This window comes from Exiguobacterium sp. UBA1053, from assembly GCF_002316465.1.
GTDB classification, from domain to species: domain Bacteria; phylum Bacillota; class Bacilli; order Exiguobacteriales; family Exiguobacteriaceae; genus Exiguobacterium_A; species Exiguobacterium_A abrahamii.
Genome location: NZ_DCDO01000013.1, coordinates 261,144 through 277,973, shown reverse-complemented (window position 1 = coordinate 277,973; position 16,830 = coordinate 261,144). Strand labels below are relative to the sequence as shown.

Below are 16,830 nucleotides of genomic sequence, written 5' to 3'. Positions count from 1 at the left end.
AAATGCGGAGGAGGAATTCATCATGCCATTAACGCCACTCGATATTCATAATAAGGAGTTCACACGAAAGTTTCGCGGCTATGACGAAGATGAAGTGAACGAATTCCTAGATCAAGTCATCAAGGATTTTGAATTGTTGTTACGTGAGAATCGTCAACAACAGGAAGTCATCCAAAACATGCAAGCGCGCGTCGATTACTTCAGTTCGATGGAAGAAACATTGAATAAATCGATCATCGTCGCACAGGAAGCGGCTGAAGAAGTCAAAGCCAATGCTTCAAAAGAAGCGAGCTTGATCCTAAAGCAAGCAGAACGTGAAGCAGAGCAGTTGCAAGATGCGGCGCAACGCCGGGCACAACGGACAGACTTCGAAGTAGAGCAAATGCGCAAAAAAATCGAACTCTATCGTAATCGATTCAAAGTATTGATCGATGCGCAGATGGAATTATTGACGAGCCATGACTGGGATGCGTTTGATTTCTCTTCTCGTGGAGCGCTTGACGATGTTCCAGCAGTTGCGTATAATGACGACGATGTCGTATAAATAAAATCAATGACAAGGACACGTCGCATCTTGGACGGTTGACAGCGAATCGGGGGAATGGTGGAAGCCCGAGCAACGAAAAAGATGGGGTATCCCCTTGGAGTGCATGACTGAACGTTCGCTGAACAGTAAGTCATGCCGGCTCACTCCCGTTATCGAGTTCTTAAGCGGTCCTGCGTCGTCAAACTGGCGAGCGGGATTAGTAGGGTGGTACCGCGAGTTCAGCCAAGCTCGTCCCTATCTCAGGGATGAGCTTGGCTTTTTTTGTACTTTTAAAGCGAAAGGTGAGAGATAGTCAGATGGATTACAAAGAAACCTTATTGATGATGAAAACGGAGTTTTTAATGCGAGGCAACTTGCCAAAACGTGAACCAGATATGCAAGCACGATGGGAAGAGATGAATCTCTACGCTGCGGTCCAAGAAAAGAACGCTGGAAAGCCAACGTTCATCCTCCACGATGGTCCTCCGTATGCGAATGGTGACATCCACATGGGTCACGGATTAAACAAAGTCTTAAAAGACATCATCGTTCGTTATAAATCGATGAATGGCTTCCAGTCTCCGTACGTGCCTGGTTGGGACACACACGGATTACCGATCGAAACTGCACTTCAAAAAGCCGGTGTTGATCGTAAATCGATGACGGTCGCTGAATTCCGTGAATTATGTGCGAAATATGCGCTCGAACAAGTCGATCACCAACGCGAACAGTTCAAACGCCTCGGCGTTCTCGGTGACTATGACAACCCATATATCACCCTGCAACCAGAATTTGAAGCAGCTCAAATTCGTTTATTCGGGGATATGGCGAACAAAGGCTATATCTACAAAGGGAAGAAACCGGTCTATTGGTCACCGTCTTCTGAATCAGCACTCGCTGAAGCAGAAATCGAATATCAAGATAAACGGTCAGCTGCTATCTATGTCGCGTTCCAAGTCATGGACGGTAAAAACATCTTAGAGCCGACGGATCATTTCGTCATCTGGACGACGACACCATGGACGATTCCAGCGAACCTCGGAATCTCTGTCAGTGCGGAACTGACATATGCGCGGATCGAATATCAAGGAAAAGGCTATATCGTAGCGGAAACACTCGTTCCTGAAGTCATCGAAGCACTCGGATGGGAAGACGCAACAGTCGGACGTATCTTTAATGGTGCGGACTTCGAATACATGAAAGCAAAACATCCATTGTACGACCGTGAATCACTCGTCATGCTTGGCGATCACGTTACAGCGGAAGCGACAGGTGTCGTGCATACGGCTCCAGGTCACGGGGAAGATGACTTCCGTATCGGTCAAGCGTACGGTCTTGACGTTCTTTGCCCAGTCGACGATAAAGGGGTCATGACAGCAGAAGCTCCTGGATTCGAAGGCATGTTCTATGAGGATGCGAACAAAGAAATCGGTCTCGCACTCGAAGAAGCAGGCGCTCTCTTAAAACTGTCGTTCATCAAACACTCGTATCCACACGACTGGCGGACGAAAAAACCGGTCATCTTCCGGGCAACGCCACAGTGGTTCGCTTCAATCAAAGACTTCCGTGCGGAAATCCTTGATGAAATCAAAGGCGTCCAGTGGGTACCAGAGTGGGGCGAAACACGTCTCCACAACATGTTCAAAGACCGCGGCGACTGGGTCATCTCACGTCAACGTGCTTGGGGCGTTCCACTTCCAATCTTCTATGCTGAAGATGGAACGGAAATCGTCACACCAGAAACGATTGATCATATCGCGAATCTATTTGCAGCTCACGGATCAAATGTCTGGTATGAGCGCGAAGCAGTCGACTTGCTTCCTGAAGGATTCACACATCCAGCAAGCCCGAACGGTATCTTCAAAAAAGAAACGGACATCATGGATGTCTGGTTCGATTCTGGTTCATCACATGCCGGTGTCCTTGCGACACGTCCTGAATTGACACGTCCAGCGGATCTCTATCTTGAAGGATCTGACCAATATCGTGGTTGGTTCAACTCGTCGCTATCGACAGCCGTCGCAACGACAGGAAAAGCACCATACAAAGCGGTCGTCAGTCACGGATTCGTTCTGGATGGTCAAGGTCGCAAGATGTCGAAATCGATCGGTAACACGATTGCACCGATCCAAGTCATGCAACAATTCGGAGCAGAGATCCTTCGCTTGTGGGTCGCATCTGTCGATTATCAAGCTGATGTCCGGGCATCGATGGATAACTTCAAACAAGTCTCAGAATCCTATCGTAAAATCCGCAACACGGTTCGTTTCCTCCTCGGAAACTTGGATCAATTCGATCCTGCGACGCACCGCGTCGCATTTGAAGACTTACCAGAGTCAGACCGTTTCATGCGGACGAAACTGGACCAACTTGTTGGAAAAGTAAAAGCGGCTTATGATGCGTACGACTTCATGTCGGTCTATCAATTGCTCCACAACTTCTGTGTCCTTGATTTGTCGTCGTTCTACCTCGATTACACGAAAGATATCCTGTATATCGAAAAAGCAGACGCGACATCGCGTCGTGCGGTTCAGACGGTCATGTATGATACAGTCGTTGCCTTGTTGCAATTGATGGCACCGGTCTTGCCTCACACAGCAGACGAAGCATGGGAATTCGTACCAGCTGTTGAGACGAAGAGTATCTTCCTGACAGACCTTCCGGAAACGGTCGAAGTCTCAGAAGAAGGACTTGCCCTCATCGAGAAATGGAACGCGTTCCTGACGTTCCGCGATGATGTCTTAAAAGCACTCGAGGAAGCACGTGTTGAGAAACTCGTCGGTAAGACACTCGAAGCGAAACTCTTGCTTGCACCGAAGGAAGAGACGAAAGCCTTGCTCGGAACAATCGATCATCTTGAGCAGTTACTCCAAGTCTCACAACTCGAATTCGTGGAAACGGCGGATAAGATGTATGAGACGACCGGCATCACGGTTCAAAAAGCTGACGGTGAAAAATGTGAACGTTGTTGGACATATTCGACGGAACTCGGACAAGATCCGGCTCATCCGACGCTTTGCCCACGTTGTACTGAAGTCGTCAATTCTTTATAATGATACAAAGGGAGGGGCGACTGCGACTTCGCAGGACGTCCCTCATTATTTTTGGATGCGGAGGACAATAGGATGTGGCTTTACTTAGGGATTGCTGCTTTACTCGTTGGAATCGACCAGTTGACGAAATGGATCGTCGTTCAAAACATGACGATCGGTCAAGCGATCACGGTCATTCCGGATTTCTTTTATCTCAACTCGTATCGAAATCGAGGCGCTGCGTGGGGAATGCTCGAAGGTAAATTCGGCTTTTTCTTCGTCGTTACAGTCGTCGTCGTCATTGGATTGATTTACTTCCTCTACAAGGAAGGCACGAAAAATAAGGTATTTGCTTGGAGCATCGCGTTATTGCTCAGTGGTGCGATCGGAAATTTCATTGATCGAATGGCACGAGGAGAAGTCGTTGATTTCTTCCACTTCTTCCCGTTCGGCTATAATTTTCCGATCTTTAATGTCGCAGACGTCTGTTTGACGTTTGGTGTCATCACGATGCTGATTAGCGTCATGTTCGAAGAACGGTTGACTAAGAAAGGAACGATGGATAAATGAATGAAGTAGAAACATGGTCCGTGCAAGCGGATGGAGCGACAGGGCGCATTGATAAATGGCTCGCAGAACAAAACGATTGGTCGCGTTCGCAAGTACAGGAATGGTTGAAAGCGGGACGTGTCGAAGTCGACGGTCGTGTCGTCAAACCGAACTATAAATTATCGGGAACGGAATCGATTGTCGTTCATATCCCGGAAGCGGTGGAACTCGAGATCTTGCCGGAAGACATCCCACTTGAAGTCGTCTATGAGGACTCGGACGTCATCGTCGTCAACAAACCAAAAGGGATGGTCGTTCACCCGGCGGCAGGGCATGTCTCAGGAACGCTCGTCAACGCCTTATTACACCACTGTCAAGATCTCTCAGGCATCAATGGCGTCAAACGTCCAGGAATCGTTCACCGGATCGATAAGGATACGTCAGGTCTGTTGATGGTCGCTAAGAACGATTTAGCGCATGAGTCACTTGCGCATCAATTAAAAGAGAAGACGACGGAACGTCTCTACATCGCGCTCGTGCACGGTGAAATCCCGCACGAACTCGGAACGATCGAAGCCCCAATCGGACGCGATAAGAACGACCGTCAACGGATGACGGTAACGGATAAGAATTCAAAGTCTGCCGTGACCCATTTCCGTGTTCTTGATCGGTATGAAGGCTTTACGGTCGTTGAATGTAAACTTGAAACAGGACGGACGCACCAAATCCGTGTCCATATGCGTTATATCGGTTTCCCGCTTGCGGGTGACCCGAAATATGGTCCACGCAAGACGATGAAAATGAACGGTCAAGCCTTGCATGCTGCGGTTCTCGGTTTCGAACATCCACGCACAGGTGAGTGGATGCGCTTTGAAGCACCGCTCCCAGAAGAGATGACATTTGAAATCGGTCAATTGAAAAAACTTGAATTAGAGTCTTGACGTTTTTCTAATAAAACGGTAGAGTATCACCTAGAGAGCGATGCGAGACATCCTCTACTGACACTTCGGTCGTCCGAGTGACGATCCTACCTAACTAGTATCACCTTTAATCGAGTCCGGAGAGGCTGCGAAAGGGAGAACCTACCACGATCGTGTGTAGGCATGCATACAATACGTATGCCATGATTCTGTCTTCGATGACCTTCTGCGGATTTCCGCAGAAGGTCTTTTGTATGAAAGGAGAAAACATGAAACCAGCCGTCATCTTAGATGAAGCTGCGATCGGACGTGCACTGACACGGATCGCCCATGAAATCATCGAACGTAACAAAGGAATTCATGATTTGATGATCGTCGGAATCAAGACGCGAGGCGAGACACTCGCTCGCCGACTTGCGAAGCGGATCGAACAAATCGAAGGAAAACCGGTCTTACTCGGTGTCGTCGACATCTCGATGTACCGGGATGACTTGTCGAAACGAAGTTTAGAACCAGAAATCAAAGGTTCTGATCTACCGGAAGACATCACCGGGAAAATCGTCGTCCTCGTTGACGACGTCCTCTACACAGGACGCACCGTTCGCGCCGCGATGGACGCGCTCGTCGATCACGGAAGACCGAGTATGATTCAACTCGCTGTCCTCGTCGACCGCGGACATCGGGAGTTACCGATTCGACCAGATTTCATCGGTAAGAACGTCCCGACATCCCGTGAGGAACAAGTCGTCGTCGCGCTCGCCGAAGTCGATGAAGCCGATCAAGTATTCATTAAACGCTAAAATTCAAAACCTTTAAGGTGGTCCAGAGAGACCAGAAAGGGAGTCATCTATATGGCAAAACATGCCGCAGTACTTGATGTACAAGAAGTACCTACTCACCCTCTAAATTGGCTGATGCTCAGCCTACAACACGTCTTCGCGATGTTTGGTGCGACCGTGCTCGTCCCGCTCTTAACGGGACTCAACACATCGGTCGCGCTCGTCGCAAGCGGAGTCGGCACACTGATTTTCCTCGCCGTCACCCGCTTCAAAGTACCCACATATCTTGGTTCGAGTTTTGCCTACATCGCCCCGATCATCGCCGTCAGTGAACGGTGGGGTGTCGAGGATGCCTTAATCGGCGGAATGGTCGCTGGACTCGTCTACGGACTCGTCTCACTTCTCATCCGCTACACAGGAGCTGCTTGGTTGCTTCGCTTACTCCCACCGGTCGTCATCGGACCGGTCATCATGGTCATCGGTCTATCGCTCGCCCCGACTGCTGTCAACATGGCGATGAACGGAGCGGACGGTAAGTACAACGGACTGTACTTCCTCGTCGCGATGGTCACGCTCGGCGTCACACTCCTTGCGATGACGTACTTAAAAGGAATGTGGAGTACGATTCCGATTTTGTTCGGGATCACGGTTGGTTATCTCGTTGCGGCATCGGTCGGAATCATTGACTTCACACCACTCCAACAAGCCACGTTGTTCCACGTGCCGGACTTCACGATTCCGTTCTTGAATTACACACCATCGTGGAATACAGCCGCCTTGCTTCTGATCGTTCCCGTGACGCTCGTCACACTGACGGAGCACATCGGCGAACAAAAAGTGACATCACGGATCATCGGGCGCGAGACGCTCCTCGATCCAGGGATGCACCGGACCGTACTGGGTGACGGGATCGCGAAGACAGTCGCGTCGATGCTTGGCGGACCACCGGTTACGACGTATGGTGAGAACAACGGTGTCATGTCAATCACACGTGTCTACAGTGTCTATGTCCTCGGTGGCGCGGCGGTTCTTGCGATCAGCTTCGGATTCCTCGGATACGTCGAAGGGTTCATCAAGACGATTCCGACACCGGTCATGGGTGGAATAAGTATCCTCTTGTTCGGAGTCATCGCGTCGAATGGTCTCCGGACGCTGACGGAAAGTAAGATCGATCTTGCTGATAAACGGAACTTGACGATTACAGCCGTCATTCTCGTCACAGGTATCGGAGGCGCGGCGCTTAAAATCGGCAACTTCTCTCTCGAAGGAATGGCACTAGCGACGATTCTTGGAATCATCCTGAATCTAGTTCTTCCGAAAACGACAGAGCAGGTCGAAGAAACAACGGAAACCTCTACAACTCAATCGGTAGCTAACAACTTTTAAGACGTTCCGAGAGAACGATAAAGTGAAGGCCATGAAAAGATGCAGGGAATCACTCTGCCTTCTTTCGGCGCACCTTCACTTAGAAGGTGCGCCTTTTTCATGACCTGAAGAGGAGTGAATGATATGAAGACGATCCTAAAAACCCGGCATTTCGTCAACCTAGAAAGTTTATCCACGACAGAAATTAATTCTTTGATTGAACGCAGTCTCGCTTTTAAACGAGGCGAGCCAGCGCCAGATTATTCCGATAAGACGCTTGTCAATCTGTTCTTTGAAAACTCGACTCGGACACGCTCTTCCTTTGAGATGGCAGAGCATCGTCTGAACATGCATCTACTGCCGTTCGAAACGGCGACTTCCTCCGTGCAAAAAGGAGAAACGTTACGCGATACATGCAAGACACTCGAAGCAATCGGCGCAGATGCTTTGGTCATTCGCCACGGAGCAACCGGATATTACGAAGAACTGATGCAGACACTCGATATTCCGATCATCAATGCGGGAGACGGGAGCGGTCAACATCCGTCCCAGTCCTTACTCGATTTGATGACGATCGTCGAAACGTTCGGAACGGTCGAAGGAAAAATCGTCGTCATCTGTGGAGACTTACAACATAGTCGCGTCGCCCGGTCGAACGCGGACATCTTAAAGCGACTCGGTGCCATCGTTTATGGATCAGGACCTATTGAGTGGTACGACCCTGCGATGGGCATACCGTATCTTCCGATGGATGAAGCCGTCGAGCAGTGCGACATCTTGATGTTACTGCGTGTCCAGCACGAACGACATGACGGGACGACACGATTTGATCCAGCAGTTTACCACACAACGCACGGATTGACACATGAGCGGATGAACCGCCTGAAGCATTCCGCGATCGTGCTTCATCCGGCACCGGTCAATCGGGGAGTCGAGATTGCTGACGAACTGGTCGAACATCCGCGATCGCGGATTTTTGAACAGATGAAAAACGGTGTCTTTGCACGGATGGCAATTCTGGAATGGTGCTTTTCAACGAAATCAATCAAAGGAGACGATGCAGATGACAACACGAATTGAGAATGCGAGATGGTACGAGGCGGGACAAGTCCGAACTGGAGATATTCGGATTGAAGGCGGGAAAATCACGGATTTAGCAGCAACACCGCAAGCGAATGAAACAGTCATTGATGCGTCCGGCTTATTCGTTGCACCAGGATTCGTCGACATCCATGTCCACCTGCGGGAACCGGGTGGCGAACATAAGGAAACGATTGCGACCGGCACGGCAGCGGCGGCAGCGGGTGGATTCACGACGATTTGTCCGATGCCAAACACGCGCCCCGTACCAGACGATCGTCAAACACTTGATGCGTTGTTCCAAAAGATTGAAGAGACAGCGTCCGTTCGGGTTTTGCCTTACGCGGCGATTTCAAAAAATCAACTCGGACAAGAACTCGTCGCGTTCGACCAATTAACAGATGCTGTCGCCTTTACGGATGACGGTGTCGGCGTCCAGACGGCAGCAGTCATGCGGACAGCGATGCAACAAGCGGCACGCCTCGGGAAAACGGTCGTTGCCCACTGCGAAGATGATTCGCTAAAAGCAGGATGTGTGCACGAGGGAAACTACAGTCGACGAGAAGGACTACAAGGTATTCCGTCGCTTGCTGAGAGTATCCACATCGCACGTGATGTTCTGATCGCAGAAGAAACCGGCTGTCATTATCACGTCTGTCATGTCTCGACGAAAGAATCGGTCCGTGTCATCCGTGACGCGAAACGAGCAGGAATCCGGGTGACGGCAGAAGTCACACCGCACCATCTGGTGTTGATCGATGAAGACATACCGAATCAGGATCCGAACTTTAAAATGAATCCTCCCTTACGAAGTGAAGCAGATCGCCAAGCATTGCTCGAGGGGTTAGCGGACGGAACGATTGATTGCATCGCGACCGATCACGCTCCGCATGCGGCAGAAGAGAAGGCGCTCGGTATCGAACGCGCTCCGTTCGGCATCACAGGGTTCGAGACGGCCTTCCCACTCCTCTATACGAAGCTTGTTGCTGAAGGAGAGATGGCACTTGAGACACTGATTCGGAATTTGACGGACAAGGCAGCAGCCATCTTTGAACTTCCTTACGGGAAACTCGAAGTGGGGGCGGAAGCAGATCTAGTTTTGCTTGATCTAGAAACGGAGCGTACCGTATCACCGGAACGATTCCGCTCAAAAGGCAAGAACACACCGTTCGCAGGAGAACGGTTAAAAGGATTCCCGGTCATGACGCTCGTCAAGGGAGAAATCGTATTCAAGGAGGACACAGCACATGCGTAAACGGACACTGATACTAGAAGATGGGATGACGTTTGAAGGAACAGCATTTGGCTCAGATACGACAACAACAGGAGAAGTCGTCTTCCAGACCGGAATGACAGGGTATCAAGAAATGTTATCGGATCCATCTTACTGCGATCAGATGATCGTGTTGACGAACCCGTTGATCGGAAACTACGGGATTAACCGAGAAGATTATGAGACGACGCGTCCGCTCGCTAAAGCACTGATCGTACGTGAACATTGTCAGACGCCGTCGAATTTCCGGAGTGAGATGTCGCTCGATGCAGCACTTCAAGATCTTAATATTCCAGGATTAAGTGGAATCGATACGCGCCAATTGACACGGCATATCCGTTCGAAAGGTGTCATGCGTGGACGACTCGTTGACGGTGAGTTCGATTTAGCAGCAGAACTGGTTCATCTTCAAAACGCACCTATCGAGACGGATCAAGTCAAGCGAGCTTCAACGGAACGAGCGTACATCATTCCGGGTGCTGGACCGCGAATCGTTCTCGTCGATTTCGGTGCGAAGCTCGGAATCGTCCGCGAACTCGTCAAACGCGGCTGTGAAGTCGTCGTCGTGCCCTACGACGTCAGTGCAACGGAAGTCTTACGCTATCGTCCGGACGGTGTAATGCTATCGAACGGACCAGGGAATCCAAAGGATGTCCCAACGGCGATTCCGATGATTCAAGAATTGACGGGAAAAGTCGTCATCTTCGGCATCTGTCTCGGTCATCAGTTGATTGCACTAGCGCACGGGGCGGATACGTTCAAGCTCCCATTTGGTCACCGAGGGGCGAATCATCCAGTCCAAGATATCCGGACAGGTCGCGTCGATATCACGTCGCAAAACCACGGGTATGCCGTTGACGAACAGTCCTTACGCGATACCGTGCTTGAAGTGACGCATCTTGCGATCAACGACGGAACGGTCGAAGGAATCCGTCATACAACAGCAGCGGTCTTCTCCGTCCAGTACCATCCGGAAGCATCACCTGGTCCAATGGATGCGAACGGTCTATTCCAACAGTTTTTAGAAGAAATCACGAAACAACAGGAGGTCTCTCATGCCTAAACGTCAAGATATCCAGAAAATTCTCGTTATCGGGTCCGGTCCTATCGTGATCGGACAAGCAGCTGAATTCGACTACGCTGGAACACAAGCGTGTCAAGCCTTGAAGGAAGAAGGATATGAAGTCATCCTCGTCAACTCGAACCCAGCAACGATCATGACGGATCCAACGGTCGCTGATCGTGTCTACATCGAGCCCCTCCAAGCAGAGTTCGTCTCACGGATTATCCGCAAGGAACGTCCGGATGCCTTGCTTGCGACACTCGGAGGTCAAACGGGTCTGAACTTGGCTGTCGAACTGGATCGTCTCGGTGTCCTTGCTGAGTATGGTGTCGAGTTACTCGGTACGAAATTGTCAGCAATCGAAGAGGCAGAAGATCGTGATTTGTTCCGTCAACTGATGTTTAAACGCGGGCATGGTGTGCCGGACAGTGAAATCGTGCATACGCTCGAAGAGGCACAACAATTCCGGCAACAGATCGGTCTACCGATCATCATCCGTCCAGCGTATACGCTTGGAGGAACGGGCGGCGGAATCGCCCACACACCAGAAGAGTTCACGCGAATCGTCGAAGGGGGACTCAAGGCAAGTCCGGCAACACAAGTACTTCTAGAAAAATCAATTGCCGGGATGAAGGAAGTCGAGTTCGAAGTCATGCGCGATGCGACGAATCAGGCGATCATCGTCTGTGCGATGGAAAACTTCGATCCCGTCGGTGTTCATACTGGAGACTCGATCGTCTTCGCACCGACGCAAACGCTATCGGATCGCGATTATCAATTGCTACGAAACGTCTCGCTTGATATCATCCGTGCACTCGGGATCGAAGGTGGATGTAACATCCAGTTCGCACTGGATCCGACGAGCTTCGACTACTATGTCATCGAAGTCAATCCACGTGTCTCACGCTCGTCTGCACTCGCGTCAAAAGCAACTGGTTACCCAATCGCAAAACTGGCTGCGAAAATTGCCGTCGGGTATGCCTTATCCGAATTAAAGAACCCGATCACCGAGACAAGTTTTGCTTCCTTCGAACCGGCACTCGATTATGTCGTCGCCAAGATTCCGCGCTGGCCGTTCGATAAATTCGAAACGGCAGACCGGACACTCGGCACACAGATGAAAGCAACTGGTGAGGTCATGGCAATGGGACGGACGATGGAAGAGGCCTTACTAAAAGCCGTTCGTTCGCTCGAGATCGGTACAGCGGATCTGTATATGCCACGCTTCATCGAAATGGCAGACGATGCCTTACAACAAGCGATTCGCCAAGCGACCGACGATCGACTTTTCGCCTTGTACGCGGGCTTCGTCCGCGGTTACAGCGTCGAACAGATTCATGACTGGACGGCGATTGATCGTCTGTTCCTAGAGAAGTTGCACCATATTTGGCAGCTCGAGCAATCAGTCGCAGCTGGTTTGACACCTGAACTACTCCTGCATGTGAAGCGGTATGGATTCAGTGACCCGATGCTCGCCCGAATCACAGGACAAACGGAAACGGAAATTCGCCGGATGCGTGAAGCACAAGCGATTCATCCGGTTTATAAGATGGTCGATACGTGTGCGGCAGAGTTCGCGTCCGATACGCCGTACTACTACGGAACATACGAACGTGAAAATGAAGCCATCGCGACGAACCGTTCTTCGATTCTCGTCTTAGGATCAGGTCCGATTCGGATTGGTCAAGGCGTCGAGTTCGATTATGCGACAGTCCATTCGATTCAAGCGATTCGACAAGCCGGATATGAAGCAATCATCGTCAACAACAATCCGGAAACGGTGTCGACCGACTTCTCGATTTCCGATCGTCTTTACTTTGAACCACTGACAACGGAGGATGTACTGGAAGTCATCCGAAATGAACGTCCGCTCGGTGTCATCGTCCAGTTCGGTGGACAGACAGCGATCAACTTAGCCGAGTCATTAGCAGCAGAAGGTGTAAAAATCCTCGGGACATCGCTTGAGGATCTCGACCGGGCTGAGGACCGGAAACAGTTCGAAGCAGCATTGACGGCGCTCGACATTCCACAGCCACCAGGTAAAACGGCCGTGACAGTCGAAGAAGCGGTCACGGCAGCAGCGTCACTCGGTTACCCGGTTCTCGTTCGTCCATCGTACGTCCTCGGCGGTCGGGCAATGGAAATCGTCTATGCTCAAGAAGAACTGGAACATTACATGAAACACGCGGTCATCGCCTCACCGGAACGACCGGTCCTCGTTGACCGCTACCTGACAGGAATCGAACTCGAGGTCGACGCGATCTGCGACGGAACGGATGTCGTCATTCCAGGCATCATGGAGCACATCGAACGTGCCGGTGTTCACTCGGGTGACTCGATTGGTGTCTATCCGCCACAACGTGTCTCCCAAGACATCAAGAACCGGATCGTCGACTACACGACACGGATTGCGAAAGCATTCGGCATCAAAGGCTTACTCAACATCCAGTTCGTCTACGCGGACGGCGCTCTCTATGTCCTTGAAGTCAATCCGCGTGCTAGCCGGACGGTGCCATTCATCTCGAAAGTGACGGGACTTCCGGTCGCGCGTCTCGCAACGGACATCATTCTCGGTGAGACACTTGCTTCATATGGATTAACAAGTGGTGTTCTACCGGAAGAACCACTCGTCTCGGTCAAAGTACCAGTCTTCTCATTTGCGAAGCTTAAAGAAGTTGATCCGACACTCGGACCGGAAATGAAATCAACCGGTGAAGTCATTGGAACGGACCGGACGCTCGAAAAAGCGCTCTATAAAGGGTTGCTCGCATCAGGGATGGCGATTCCAGAGCACGGTCGTGTCCTCTTGACAGTCGCAGATCCAGATAAAGCAGAAATGACGGATCTCGCACGACGCTTTGCCTCACTTGGATTCACGTTACTTGCAACGGAAGGAACGGCAGCCTACTTGACGGAGCAAGGATTACCGGTCCAGACGGTCGGCAAAATCGACTCGTCTTCCGAATCGATGCTCGACGTGATTGAAAAAGGGGAGATTGAATACGTCATCAATACGATGAGTCGGGACTCGCAAGTCACGAAAGATGGCTTCATCATTCGTCGGGCAGCAGCCGAGAATCAAGTCGTCTGTCTGACATCACTCGATACGGCGGAAGCAATTCTTCGTGTCATCGAAAGTCGCTCGTTTGAAGCCAGTGCGATCCAAGCCTTCACACACGAAAAGAAAGTGGTGATCCAATGAAGCAACTCTTGACGGTCGTCTCTCGACGAACGGTAGCTCAAGGTGCGACAGAACTCGTCTGTCGCCTCGAGCAACCTCAGGACATCGCGCCAGGGCGATTCATGCATCTTCGCGTCGGTCCACTCTTACGCCGACCGATCTCGATTGCCCGGGTCGATCATGATCTGATCACGTTTCTCTTTAAAGAAATCGGACAAGGAACAGCAGAACTGGCTTCTTTGCGTCCGGATGATACGATCGATGCCCTCGGACCGCTTGGAAACGGGTTTCCGATTGCCGCTATCCATCCAACTCAACGCGTCGTCCTCGTTGGTGGGGGAATCGGTGTCCCACCGCTGTATGAGACGATGCGCCAACTTGTCGCCCGGGGTGTGACATGTGAAGCGATTCTAGGATTCGATACGGCAACAAGCGTTTTTTACGAAGCGGAATTTCAAGCACTCGGTAAGACGACGGTCACGACCGTCGATGGGACGCATGGTATTGCAGGATTCGTCACGGCAGCCTTACGTCCAGAAAGCTACGACGTCCTACTCGCCTGCGGACCGGAACCGATGTTGCGAACGTTACAGCAACAACCGATCGAACATAAGTATCTGTCGATCGAAAACCGAATGGGGTGCGGTATCGGAGCATGCTTTGCCTGTGTCTGTAAAACACCTACGGGCGGGTACGTTAAGACATGTTCCGATGGTCCAGTCTTTCGGGCAGAGGAGGTCGTATTATGACAGAACGATTGCGTGTCGAGTTGCCGGGACTCTCTTTAAAAAATCCGATCATGCCAGCATCCGGATGTTTTGGATTCGGTGAGGAATATGCGAAGTTATATGATTTATCAGAGCTTGGGGCGATCATGATTAAAGCAGCGACGGGTGAAGAACGCTACGGAAACCCGACGCCACGTGTCGCAGAGAGTGGGATGGGGATGTTGAATGCAATCGGTCTCCAAAATCCGGGTGTCGATGGCATCTTAATGAATAAATTGCCATTCCTCGAGACGTTCGATACGGCGATCATCGCCAATGTCGCAGGTTCGACACCGGAAGAATATGAGCTCGTCGCGGAGAAAATGAGTCAGCATCCAGGCATTCATGCACTGGAATTAAACATTTCCTGTCCGAACGTCAAATCGGGGGGGATTCAATTCGGAACGGATCCGTTGCTTGCCGCTGAGTTGACACGACGTGTGAAACGGGTCTCGACTAAACCGGTCTACGTCAAACTATCACCGAACGTCACTTCGATCGTCGAGATGGCGCGTGCCGTCGAAGCAGCTGGTGCAGACGGTCTGACGATGATCAATACACTCGTCGGGATGCGAATCGATGTCCGGACGGGGGAGCCAATCCTTGCGAACCGTATCGGTGGATTATCGGGTCCGTCGATCAAACCGGTCGCGATTCGGATGATTCATGATGTCGCGCAAGTCGTTTCGATCCCGATCATCGGTATGGGTGGCGTGATGGAGGTCGATGACGTCCTCGAAATGATTTACGCCGGGGCTTCGGCTGTTGCCGTCGGTACCGCAAACTTCGTCAATCCATACATCTGTCAAGAATTGATTCAGCAGTTACCAGAACGGATGGACGAACTTGGCATCGATCATATTTTAGACATCAGGGGGAAAGCATATGAATCAACTTTACATCGCGCTTGATTTTCCGACCGAAGCAGAAGTCTTTTCGTTTCTCGAACGGTTCGAAGAGACACGACCTGCCGTGAAAATCGGGATGGAATTGTTTTATGCAGCAGGCGGAACTTTCGTCCGAAAACTCGTCGAGCGTGGACACGCGGTATTCCTCGATGTCAAAGTCCACGACATTCCAGAAACGGCACGCCGGACGATGCGCATCATCGGACAATTAGGCGTCGAACTGACGAACGTCCATGTTGCTGGTGGAAAAGAGATGATGATCGCGGCGCGAGAAGGACTGCGTGAGACGAACGCCGAGACACAACTGATTGGCGTGACTCAGTTGACATCGACGGATGAAGCGATGTTACGCGATTTAAAGATTGAAGGAGCGATGCCGGCAGTCGTTCGTGAATATGCGCAACTCGCAGAAGCAGCAGGACTAGATGGTATCGTCTGTTCAGCACTCGATCTTCCGGAACTAGTTTCAGCTTGTCGGACAGATTTTCGGTTCGTCACACCCGGCATTCGTCCGACGAACAGTCAAGCGGATGATCAAAAGCGGGTCGCGACCGTTCTTGACGCTCGTCAAAATGGAGCGACGGATTTAGTGATCGGTCGTCCGATTACGCGTGCAGAACATCCAGAACAGATCTATCTGATGTTACTTGAACAATGGAAGGGGCAATTCTCATGGTAAATCCAATCGCTAGTGCGTTACTCCGTATTGAAGCCGTCACCTTATCGCCAAACGATCCATACACATGGGCAAGTGGACTTCGTTCACCGATTTATTGTGATAATCGTTTGACGCTCTCGTACCCAGAAGTTCGTTCCTTGATTGCAGATGCACTCGCTGAGAAAGTGAAGGGACTTGCAGTCGATGTGATTGCTGGAACTGCGACGGCAGGTATTCCACACGCAGCATTCGTCGCGGAACGACTAGGATTACCGATGGTCTACGTACGTAGTGGCAACAAGAAACACGGTAAAGGGAATCAAATCGAAGGTGTCATTCAACCTGGACAACGTGTCGTCGTCATCGAAGACTTATTATCGACGGGGATGTCAGCAATCGAAGCGGCGGAAGCTCTGCAAGCGAAGGGAGCAAATGTCATTCGCATTCAAGCGATCTTCTCGTACGGGATGGAGCGCTTGTCAAACAATCTCCGCGACGCAAAGATCGAAGCGGATGCATTACTGACGTTCGAAGCGTTACTCGAAACCGCACAACAACAAGGCGATATTACTATAGAAGAGCAAAAACAGTTGGCGGATTGGTCGAAAGATCCAGTCGCTTGGAGCGAACGTTTTACAGCGAACGTCTAAAATCGATAGATTCCGTCGGACGCCCTACGATTTCTAGTGAATGTTTTGGTACACTAGAAAAATAAAGGAGGTCGTCGAC

General features: G+C 50.8%; 14 protein-coding genes. All 14 read left to right on the top strand.

The window, feature by feature from the left end; translation table 11 throughout:
- Positions 1–22 precede the first annotated feature (22 nt).
- The 14 genes from B3G15_RS09180 (at position 23) to pyrE (ending at position 16,751) form a co-directional block, all read left to right on the top strand.
- A complete protein-coding gene (locus tag B3G15_RS09180; RefSeq protein WP_023468794.1) occupies positions 23–544 on the top strand; it encodes a DivIVA domain-containing protein in 522 nt (173 codons plus the stop codon).
- Between the two features lie 299 nt (positions 545–843).
- The gene (gene ileS, locus B3G15_RS09175; protein WP_058713764.1) at positions 844–3,579 is read left to right on the top strand and encodes an isoleucine--tRNA ligase; all 2,736 of its coding nucleotides are present in this window, start codon (positions 844–846) and stop codon (positions 3,577–3,579) included.
- Between the two features lie 72 nt (positions 3,580–3,651).
- On the top strand, positions 3,652–4,128 hold the full coding sequence (lspA, locus tag B3G15_RS09170; protein WP_214859730.1) for a signal peptidase II: 477 nt from the start codon (positions 3,652–3,654) through the stop codon (positions 4,126–4,128).
- A complete protein-coding gene (locus B3G15_RS09165; protein ID WP_023468791.1) occupies positions 4,125–5,048 on the top strand; it encodes an RluA family pseudouridine synthase in 924 nt (307 codons plus the stop codon). The genes lspA and B3G15_RS09165 overlap by 4 nt, the downstream gene beginning before the upstream one ends.
- Before the next feature lie 248 nt (positions 5,049–5,296).
- The gene (gene pyrR, locus B3G15_RS09160; RefSeq protein ID WP_035396895.1) at positions 5,297–5,827 is read left to right on the top strand and encodes a bifunctional pyr operon transcriptional regulator/uracil phosphoribosyltransferase PyrR; all 531 of its coding nucleotides are present in this window, start codon (positions 5,297–5,299) and stop codon (positions 5,825–5,827) included.
- 51 nt (positions 5,828–5,878) lie between these two features.
- Positions 5,879–7,192 (top strand): uracil-xanthine permease family protein, encoded by a 1,314-nt coding sequence (locus B3G15_RS09155; protein ID WP_064299618.1) that lies wholly within the window; start codon positions 5,879–5,881, stop codon positions 7,190–7,192.
- Between the two features lie 123 nt (positions 7,193–7,315).
- Positions 7,316–8,251, top strand: a complete 936-nt coding sequence (locus tag B3G15_RS09150) for an aspartate carbamoyltransferase catalytic subunit (RefSeq protein ID WP_214859732.1) — start codon at positions 7,316–7,318, stop codon at positions 8,249–8,251.
- On the top strand, positions 8,235–9,506 hold the full coding sequence (locus B3G15_RS09145; RefSeq protein WP_290720210.1) for a dihydroorotase: 1,272 nt from the start codon (positions 8,235–8,237) through the stop codon (positions 9,504–9,506). Before B3G15_RS09150 ends, B3G15_RS09145 begins: the two co-directional genes overlap by 17 nt.
- Positions 9,499–10,587 carry a carbamoyl phosphate synthase small subunit gene (locus B3G15_RS09140; RefSeq protein WP_058704457.1) on the top strand — a complete coding sequence of 363 codons (1,089 nt, stop codon included), beginning with the start codon at positions 9,499–9,501 and terminating at the stop codon, positions 10,585–10,587. Before B3G15_RS09145 ends, B3G15_RS09140 begins: the two co-directional genes overlap by 8 nt.
- Entirely contained in the window at positions 10,580–13,789 is a 3,210-nt protein-coding gene (carB, locus tag B3G15_RS09135; RefSeq protein WP_214859742.1) for a carbamoyl-phosphate synthase large subunit, read from the top strand. The genes B3G15_RS09140 and carB overlap by 8 nt, the downstream gene beginning before the upstream one ends.
- A complete protein-coding gene (locus B3G15_RS09130) occupies positions 13,786–14,517 on the top strand; it encodes an NAD-dependent dihydroorotate dehydrogenase B electron transfer subunit (RefSeq protein WP_290720207.1) in 732 nt (243 codons plus the stop codon). The genes carB and B3G15_RS09130 overlap by 4 nt, the downstream gene beginning before the upstream one ends.
- Complete coding sequence (locus B3G15_RS09125; RefSeq protein ID WP_214858044.1) at positions 14,514–15,446, top strand: dihydroorotate dehydrogenase; 933 nt, start codon at positions 14,514–14,516, stop codon at positions 15,444–15,446. The genes B3G15_RS09130 and B3G15_RS09125 overlap by 4 nt, the downstream gene beginning before the upstream one ends.
- Positions 15,421–16,122 carry an orotidine-5'-phosphate decarboxylase gene (gene pyrF / locus B3G15_RS09120; RefSeq protein ID WP_064299625.1) on the top strand — a complete coding sequence of 234 codons (702 nt, stop codon included), beginning with the start codon at positions 15,421–15,423 and terminating at the stop codon, positions 16,120–16,122. The genes B3G15_RS09125 and pyrF overlap by 26 nt, the downstream gene beginning before the upstream one ends.
- Positions 16,116–16,751, top strand: coding sequence for an orotate phosphoribosyltransferase (gene pyrE, locus B3G15_RS09115; RefSeq protein ID WP_214858042.1), 636 nt, complete (start codon positions 16,116–16,118; stop codon positions 16,749–16,751). The genes pyrF and pyrE overlap by 7 nt, the downstream gene beginning before the upstream one ends.
- Positions 16,752–16,830 lie beyond the last annotated feature (79 nt).